Source organism: Acinetobacter sp. NBRC 100985 (assembly GCF_000241225.1).
GTDB classification, from domain to species: domain Bacteria; phylum Pseudomonadota; class Gammaproteobacteria; order Pseudomonadales; family Moraxellaceae; genus Acinetobacter; species Acinetobacter venetianus.
Map to the genome: position 1 here is coordinate 1 of NZ_BAEB01000058.1, position 2,570 is coordinate 2,570.

The 2,570-nt window shown below is 38.9% G+C and carries 3 protein-coding genes and 1 pseudogene; 2 read left to right on the top strand and 2 right to left on the bottom strand.

Annotated elements, in window-relative coordinates:
- Positions 1 to 289: pseudogene (locus ACT4_RS15965) on the top strand (hypothetical protein); the annotation flags it as partial.
- 112 nt (positions 290 to 401) lie between these two features.
- Positions 402 to 905, top strand: a complete 504-nt coding sequence (locus ACT4_RS15970; protein WP_007484004.1) for a hypothetical protein — start codon at positions 402 to 404, stop codon at positions 903 to 905.
- A gap of 99 nt (positions 906 to 1,004) precedes the next feature.
- Here ACT4_RS15970 and ACT4_RS15975 read toward each other — a convergent pair whose 3' ends face one another.
- Together ACT4_RS15975 and ACT4_RS15980 are read right to left on the bottom strand one after the other, a co-directional pair.
- Positions 1,005 to 1,868, bottom strand: a complete 864-nt coding sequence (locus ACT4_RS15975) for a hypothetical protein (RefSeq protein ID WP_007484006.1) — start codon at positions 1,866 to 1,868, stop codon at positions 1,005 to 1,007.
- A gap of 69 nt (positions 1,869 to 1,937) precedes the next feature.
- The coding region (locus ACT4_RS15980) for an inovirus-type Gp2 protein (RefSeq protein ID WP_007484008.1) at positions 1,938 to 2,570 on the bottom strand (633 nt) is incomplete at its 5' end.

Genomic DNA, 2,570 nt, shown 5'->3' on the forward strand with positions numbered 1-2,570 from the left:
GGCTGGTGGACAAAAGTATGTCGGTTACATTTTTAACTTCAATAACCATAAGTTGGAATTAGATAGCTTAGTCATTTATCAAACCAATATTACTCAAGCTGATTCTGCAAATGAGCCGATCGCAATCCTTGAACCGAGTACCATGTCCTTTCAACGCAAACATTTCAACGGCATAGAAAATGCTCGATTAAAGAAATTTGATGTGCCACTGAAAAAGCCAATTCCTTTTGATTTTAGCTTGGATAACTACACCCCGATCGAAAAGGTATTTAAAAAGATCGATGAGTAATTCCCACTTTTATAAAAAGCAAAAATTGATTTACCAAACAATTAAATACACAGAGTTGGGCTTTCGCCCAACCCTGTAGATCACAATATTCGATTAAATATAGGCATGTGTAATGAATTTTATTCCATCTATTGTTTTATCCAGTGTGTTGCTGCTGACTTTAACCGCATGTAATTCAGGCAACGACATACCAAAAACTAAAGATACTAAAACAAGCGAGCATAGCACCACCGATACGACTGAAACGCCCCCTCAATCCGAGGATGATTTTCCTGCCGTTGATAAATCCTTTTTAGAAGATGAATCATATAATGCTGAAGAAGTGACTGAACCCACTGTACAGGAACAGTTTGAAGTCCATGTCCGTCGTGAAGAATCACAATACTCCATGACAGGCTATACCGATTTGTTAAACATCATGTCTTTGAACGATGCGCCAACCACCATCACAGGGGTTTTAATCAATCGTGGTAATTGCAGAAGTAAAGGTACTTATGATTACCAAAATATGCGCTATGGCTCAGTGGCAAAAGTTTACTTAGGCTGTTCGGCTGAATACGTGCGTGAAGTGACCATCACGACAAGTAGTGGCTTGACCTATACCTATAATTTCTAGGCTTTCGCCCACTCATGCTTCAGTGGATTAGTGGTCTAAGCGCATTGTTTTCCTTAGACCACTATTCGACAACAACTCCATTACTTTTGCTGAACAAAACTAATTCAGCTTTAAAGGGATGCGTTCACAGTCAAATGTCTTGCGACGAGTTCGCATCACCCTTAAATAATGATTTTTACTATTCGCATTAAAATCACTCTTGAGCAATTGCAGGATACGCTGAATCTGCCTATCATCCTGACAATTCACGAACCAGCCTTTCTTGGCTGACTCCTCAATGTGGGCTTCACCATAACCATTACTGAGTTCTTCCCACTTCGCTGCCAATTTATTGGCATGATCAGAGAAAGTCGTGTTCTGTGCCTGTCCTGCATAAATAAAGTAGATCTGGAGGTAGTAACCACGATCAGGATGATGTTTCATCTTCCAAATCACCGAATTGATGCAACGGAATAAATTGATCTCCCTTGCCCTAACCTCTCTCAACAAGGCATAGACATAACATTCAAATTCGTGAAATGCTAATGACGATACATCTTCCCTAATACCCAACCGCATTGGAAAGATCATTAAGCAGTCCTTGTTTTGTACTAAATCCAAGAAGAAACGTTCAACCTTTTTCATTTCAGCTTTATTCTGCTTCTGATCGTATTGATGACCATGCTGTATCAATTCAGATTTTGACTGGATATCAGCAATCATCAACTGAATGACATGATTGGGCAGGTCTTTAATATTTTCATACAATCCATATTTATTGGCTTGAAACAAGGCTCGTTCAATCTGCTTAAAAATAATGATGGAATCAACATAATCATAACCCGCAATAAAGAAACGTCTAGACTTGATGATTAAAGGAACAATTTGTTGCTTGAATTGTTCACAACTGATTTGGTCATTCACCACATCCTTGATAAATTTTTCAATTTCACAAAAGGTTTGAGCTTCGTTGTAGGTCGTCATGAGAAAACACATCCTAGGTTATTTGTTCATATCACTAGGAGTGCCGTAGTTTTTTAATTGTTATTTGACTTAAAATCCACATATCTGCAAGGTTTGAGCAACACCTCTACGCCAATGCACTTCAAATTGACCTGTGCCAAAGCTACGCATATACGGTATCTTTGCTCGTAAATGCTGTGCATACTTTTCAGGGTTGACCAGATACATAGCAGCATTCAAGGCATTCGTTACTTCCACGGAGTTATCGCATCGAATAGGTCCTACCCCTAAGCGATCATTCCGCATAAACTGCTGCTTATATTCCGTAGTATTACAATTAAAATGCACACCGATATTACCCGTAATACTGTTCCACATTTGCCAAACCTGATCAGCAAGATACCAGTCATTCTGACGTTTGGATGGATCATAAATCAGCAATAAGTGGCAATGGTAGCCTTTATCTACGCCTTGCTCTAATGCCCATGCATATCCTTGTAACCCCATGAAACAACCATCTTGATTGGCTATACGATTTCTTAAAATATTCATATGCTGTTGAACATTCTCGATACCAATATAAACCTGTTGTTCTTTGAGATAACCCAAATCGACACGTACAAATAACAGTTCAGAATAATGTGTCATGAGTTTAGTCAGATACTGATACAGTGACCTTCGATTCTGCTCTTCTTGCTGAATAAAGCAAGCATGCTCATTCCA